The 6138-nt window shown below is 38.9% G+C and carries 5 protein-coding genes; all 5 read left to right on the top strand.

Annotated features, from left to right (window positions below; genetic code table 11):
- Positions 1 to 2775: FAD-binding and (Fe-S)-binding domain-containing protein (locus tag ACJML3_RS02430; protein WP_406020288.1), on the top strand; the 2775-nt coding region annotated here is incomplete at its 5' end.
- On the top strand, positions 2768 to 3274 hold the full coding sequence (locus tag ACJML3_RS02425; protein WP_406020286.1) for a methyltransferase family protein: 507 nt from the start codon (positions 2768 to 2770) through the stop codon (positions 3272 to 3274). The genes ACJML3_RS02430 and ACJML3_RS02425, both read left to right, overlap by 8 nt.
- Before the next feature lie 15 nt (positions 3275 to 3289).
- Entirely contained in the window at positions 3290 to 5002 is a 1713-nt protein-coding gene (ilvB, locus tag ACJML3_RS02420; protein ID WP_406020284.1) for a biosynthetic-type acetolactate synthase large subunit, read from the top strand.
- 3 nt (positions 5003 to 5005) lie between these two features.
- Entirely contained in the window at positions 5006 to 5509 is a 504-nt protein-coding gene (gene ilvN, locus ACJML3_RS02415) for an acetolactate synthase small subunit (RefSeq protein WP_219936179.1), read from the top strand.
- Between the two features lie 63 nt (positions 5510 to 5572).
- Positions 5573 to 6138: tetratricopeptide repeat protein (locus ACJML3_RS02410; protein ID WP_406020282.1), on the top strand; the 566-nt coding region annotated here is incomplete at its 3' end.

Raw genomic sequence — 6138 nt, 5'->3', positions numbered from 1 at the left:
ACATCAGCTTTTGATGCAGATAAAAGAGAAATCTATGCTCAAGCAGGTGTAATCAAAGATGAGTTAAATGAATTTCTAAAGCCATATGGCCTCTTCTTCTCTCCTGAGCTTTCAACCTCTTCAAGAGCATGTCTGTCTGGCATGATTTCAAACGATGCTGCAGGTCAGGGATCTCTTCGCTACGGCAGAACATCATGTCATATCAAGGATGTAACTGTAGTTCTAAAAGACGGTACAAAGGCAACCCTAGGTCCTGTAAGTGGCGATAAGTTAAAGCAGGAATTAAATAGAGATGACTTTTTAGGTTCAATCTACAGAACAGTATATTCAATTGTAAAAGATAAAAGAGAAACAATTGAAGAAATCTTCCCTAAACTGAATCGTTTCATGACAGGTTACGATCTGTACAACTGTTATGATCCAAAGACTGATACTTTAAATCTTGCAAGAATCATATGTGGTGCTGAAGGAACATTAGCAGTAATTCTTGGTGCGACACTTGATCTTACCGTTATTCCAAAGGTAAGAGAACTTATGGTTGTAAAGTATGAAAACTTTGACAGTGCACTTCGCCATGCAGTAGAACTTATCGATGCAGGTGTGTTCTCTGTTGAAACCGTTGATTCAAGAGTATTAAATCTTGCAAAGAAAGATACTGTCTGGGATAGCGTAAAAGAATATATTCATGAGATTGAAGGTCATGATATTCAGGGTATCAATATTGTTGAATTCAACGGTAATGATGAGGCAGAGGAAAAATCTAAACTAGATAAGATCTTCAAGATTGTAAACAAGAGAGCCAAAACATTTGAAAACGGTATTCTAGGGGCTCAGCTTGCAGTAACGGAAAAGGCTGTTGCTGCTATATACGGAATGCGTAAGAAGGCTGTAGGTTTACTAGGTGCTGCTGCAGGTGACAAGAAACTTGTTGCCTTTACAGAAGATACTGTAGTTCCTCCAAGAAATCTAGCTGATTACATTAAGGAGTTCCGTGAACTTCTTGATTCCATGAATGTAACCTATGGTATGTTCGGTCACGTTGATACAGGCCTAATGCACGTAAGACCTGCTCTTGATCTGACAACAGATGAGGATAGAGAGAAGCTAGTAAAGATTTCAGATGGTGTTGTTGAACTTGTTTGTAAATACCAAGGTCAGATGTGGGGTGAGCATGGACGTGGCTACCGTTCTGTTTATGGAGAGAAATTCTTCAAGTCTCTGTATGGTGCTGCAAGAGCTGTAAAGGAAGCATTCGATCCTCAGAATATTTTAAATCCAGGCAAGATCTGTGTTCCTGCATCAAATGGTACAGACGAGCTTGTAAAAATTGATTCTCTGATGAGAGGCGATCTTGATAGAACAGTACCAAAGACTGTAAGAAATGCATTTAAGGGTGCAGTAAGCTGTAATGGTAACGGTCAGTGTTTTAGCTATCAGACAAGTGCACTGATGTGTCCAAGCTATCGTTATACCAAGAATCATATCCGTTCACCAAAAGGCTACTCAGAACTTATGCGTGAGTGGATGAGACTTATGTCTGATAGAGGAGTGAATATTGCAACTGAGGAAGTTTCAATAATGACCTCACTGCCAAATCCTCTGAATTTCTTAAGAAGAGTGTTTAATACAATTGTCTCAAGAGGCAAAGATTTTTCAACAGAGTATCTTGAGAATATTTCAACATGTCTTTCATGTAAATCATGTAAGAGCATCTGTCCTGCTCATGTAAATGCAGCAGACATGAACTCAAGATTCCTGTCTTTATATTACAGCAGATATTTAAGACCACTTATGGATATTCTGATATTAAATGCAGAGTTCACTCTGCCAATAATGTCAAAATTCCCTAAGCTGTCAAATGTCATTTTAAAGAACTCTCTTGTAAAAGGCATATTCAAAAAGGTATTCGGATTCGTTGATATTCCATTATTCAGCGAGGTTACCTTCAAGGAAGAATGCAGATTAAATGGTTTTGATATTCTTTCTGCATCAAAGGCAAAGTCAAGCGATGATGATGTGATCATTGTTACCGATCCTTTCACTGTCTGCTATGAGGCTCATGGTCTGATTCAGATGGCTAATGTGATAAGAGCATTAGGCTACAGGGTATCTTTCCTGCGTCCTTATGTAAACGGAAAGATTAAGATCATCAGAGGTCAGAGACGAAGCTTTGTTCATTTTGCAGCAAAACAGGCAGCAAGACTTGATGCGATTGCAAAGACAAAGAAGGCATTAGTCGGTTATGATCCTGCTTTAACCATCTGCTATCGTGATGAGTATACACAGCTTTTAGGCGATGCTAGAGGTGATTTTAACGTTCTTCTGCCAGAAGAGTGGTTAACTCAGATAATGGCAACAAAGAAGTTTGCTGATAACTTTGAAAAGATTGAAAGCAAAGTAAAGGCTGTTGCTGCAACATCACAATTTAGTGATCCATATTATCTGTTTACACACTGCACAGAGAGAGCTCTTGTAACTCCAGCTCCTGTCATGTGGCAGAACATTATGAACAGATTCTCTTTAAATCTAATTCCAGTAAATGTTGCCTGCTGTGGTATGGCTGGTCTATTCGGTCATATTGCAAAGAATCAGGATGAAACATATGCTGTTTATAACAAGAACTGGAAAGGACAGATTGCTAAGCGTGATTTTGACCACTGTCTAATCACTGGCTTTAGCTGCAGATCTCAGGTTCATAGAATGGAAGGTAAAGAGGCTGTTCATCCATTGTTTGTTTTAGATGACCTTTTACAAGAAGTGTTGTCAGATGATTAGAAACATCCTTTCATATACCATAGGCTCACTCATACTGTTTGTAATGATACCAGTTGCAATGGTATATACAGGTGAGCTTTTTGTATATGATTTCATGCCGGTAAATTCACTGACATTTGTGTTTTCATCATTGTGTTCAGCTTCAGGACTGTTTTTTGTGGTATGGTCAAATTATCTCCTTTTAAAGGAAGGTAGAGGTGGAGCTGTTGAACTTTTTGGTATTGAATTTACACGAAAAACAGAAAAACTGGTTACAACAGGACCTTATGCAATGTGCAGAAATCCCATGCATATGGGAATTATCCTATTTTATTTAGGCTTGAGTTGTGCTATAAATTCACTTATTACATTGCTATTTCCATTCTTGTTTCTCGTTATAAGTTATCTGTATGCAATATTAGTTGACGAGAAAAGATTACGTAAAGATTTTAAAGACGAATATGAAAAATGGGTACAGGATGTACCTAACAGATTTTGGCCAAAAACACCAAGAAGATAGTTCAAGGAGAAGTTCATGACAATGATGTCAGGCGCACAGATGGTTGTGCGTACACTAGAAGATTTAGGTGTAGAAAGTTTATTTGGATATCCAGGCGGTGCCGTGCTTGATATTTATGATGCACTGCTGGAGTCTAAAAAGATTAAGCACATTCTAGGACGTCATGAGCAGGGTGTGGCACATGCTGCAGATGGTTATGCAAGAGCAACCGGTAAGGTTGGTGTATGTCTTGTAACATCAGGTCCTGGTGCAACAAATACCGTTACCTCTATTGCAACTGCATATATGGATTCTATCCCAATGGTTATTCTTACTGGCCAGGTTGGAACTCCACTTATCGGTTCTGATGCATTCCAGGAGGTTGACACTGTAGGTATCACAAGACCTATCGTTAAGCACTCTTACCTATGCCAGTGTGCACTTGATATTCCAAAGTACATAAGACAGGCTTTCTATCTAGCATCAACCGGTCGACCAGGACCTGTTGTTGTTGATATTCCAAAGGACTGTGTTCGCCCATCTTTGCGCTTTGAATATCCAGAGCCAGAAGGTGAGGTTAAGATGAGAGCTTATAATCCAACAACTCAGGGTCATAAAGGGCAGGTAAAGAGAGCTGCAAGAATGATTGCTGAGGCAAGCCATCCTGTTATGCTCGTTGGTGGTGGTGCTCAGTTATCAGGCGCTAAAGATGAGGTAAGAGCAATTGCAAAACGCTTTAATATACCTGTAACCTCAACTCTTATGGGACTTGGTGTATATCCATCAACAGACAAACAGTTCCTTGGCATGCTGGGTATGCATGGTACCTATGAGGCAAACAATGCCATGGACAAGGCTGATTTGGTTTTTGCTGTTGGCTGTCGTTTTGATGATCGTGTAACTAACAATCTTGCTAAATTCTGTCCTGCTGCAAAGATTGTTCATATCGATATCGATCCTGCTTCAATTTCAAAGACTGTTAACGCGGATCTTCCAATCGTAGGTGATGCAAAGATTGTTTTAAATCAGTTTATCGATGCTTTCAATGAGTTTGATCTTAAAGAAAACACTGAGGCTATGAAATCATGGTGGACAGAAATTGAGAAATTCAGACATATTGACTGTCTGAACTACCGTCATGATGAGAATATGATTCAGCCACAGGAGATCATCGAGGCTGTTTACAGAGCAACAGACGGAAAGGCAATTATTGCAACTGACGTTGGTCAGCATCAGATGTTTACAGCTTTATATTACAAGTTTGATGAGCCACGTCATTTCTTGACCTCAGGAGGCCTTGGAACCATGGGTTATGGTTTCCCTGCAGCAGTAGGTGCAAAGATAGGCTGTCCTGATGCACAGGTATGTCTGTTTACAGGTGACGGCTCTTTCCAGATGAATATTCAGGAGCTTTCAACCTGTTTAGAGTATGGTATCCCTGTTAAGATCTTTATTCTTGATAATCATACCTTAGGAATGGTTCGTCAGTGGCAGAGAATGTTCTATAAAGGACATATCAGCTCAACAAATCTTAACTCAAATCCAGATTTCATTGCTCTTGCAAAAGCATATGGTCATGAGGGTATCAGAGTAGAGAAACCTTCAGAGCTTGATGATGCCGTAAAGAAAGCTCTTTCAATGAAAGACAAACTTGTTATTGTTGATATTCTGTGTAACACTGATGCAAAGGTTCTTCCAATGCAGCAATCTGGTGGCAGCATGTCAGATATGTTCTTAAGCGAGGAATAGTAAATGAGACAGATTATTTCTATTCTTCTTGAAAACGAGGTTGGTGCATTATCAAGAGTTGTAGGCCTTTTCTCACAAAGAGGCTACAGCATTGAGAACATCACAGCAGCTCCAACTGAAGACGCTGCTCTTTCTAGAATCACTATTCTGACAGATGGTGATGAAGCTATTGTTGAGCGTATTACAAAACAGCTTCACAAGCTTGTCAATGTTATCAAGGTATCTAGCAAACAGGATGACTCTTCAAATATAGTTTCAAGAGAGATCTTATTTGTTAAGGTTCAGGCAATCGGTCATACCCAGAGAGAGGAAATCAAGACTCTTTGCGATATTTTCAAGGCTCAGATTGTTGATATTACTCCAGAACTATATATTCTGCAGTATGTGGATACCTCATTTGAGGTCGATCGCTTCTTAAAGGCTGTCAAAGAGCAGGCTGAGGTCGTGGAGACCGTGCGTTCAGGTGTGTGTGGAATATTCAGAGGCGAGCAGTCACTGCATTCATAAGCTGTAATGATTCAATGAGCCTCGCAAAATAGCGAGGCTTTTTAGTTTTAGCGGTACAAAAAAATGAACATAGACGAGTATAAAGAGCAGAAAAAGACTATTTTAGATACAGTTGAGAATTTATATAAAGAAAACAGAATATTTGATGTCATCAAATTATTAGAGAATTCAAATCTTGACGATTCTCTGTGTCTTGAACTTGTAAGAGCCTATATAAATGCCGCATCAAAGGCATCTGATCCATATTCACTATATGAAAAGGCTTTGCTTATCTTAAAAAAGATTTCAACTTCATGTTACAACGAGCCAAAATGGCATTTTTATGAAGGATACATTCTTTATAAACAAGATCTGTTCGAAGAAGCTCTTATCCGTTTTGAAAAGGCATTAAAACTTGTAGACATCAGTGATTCAGATCTTTTCTTCAAGATAAACACTCTTTTAGAAAATACCAAGAATACTGTAGCTTTAAAAGATCATAAGCCACTTGATAACAAGCATAAAACTCAGCTGCTTGAAAAGATAACATCCTATTTTGGAAATCCTACAAAACTTTGCTCTTTTGACAATATTGAGCTTTATCATATAGGTCCCGATCTGAAACATGACTATAACATCATAATCTCTGT

Source organism: Succinivibrio sp., from assembly GCF_045124615.1.
GTDB classification, from domain to species: Bacteria; Pseudomonadota; Gammaproteobacteria; order Enterobacterales; family Succinivibrionaceae; genus Succinivibrio; species Succinivibrio faecicola.
This window is presented reverse-complemented; position numbering and strand designations above follow the sequence as displayed.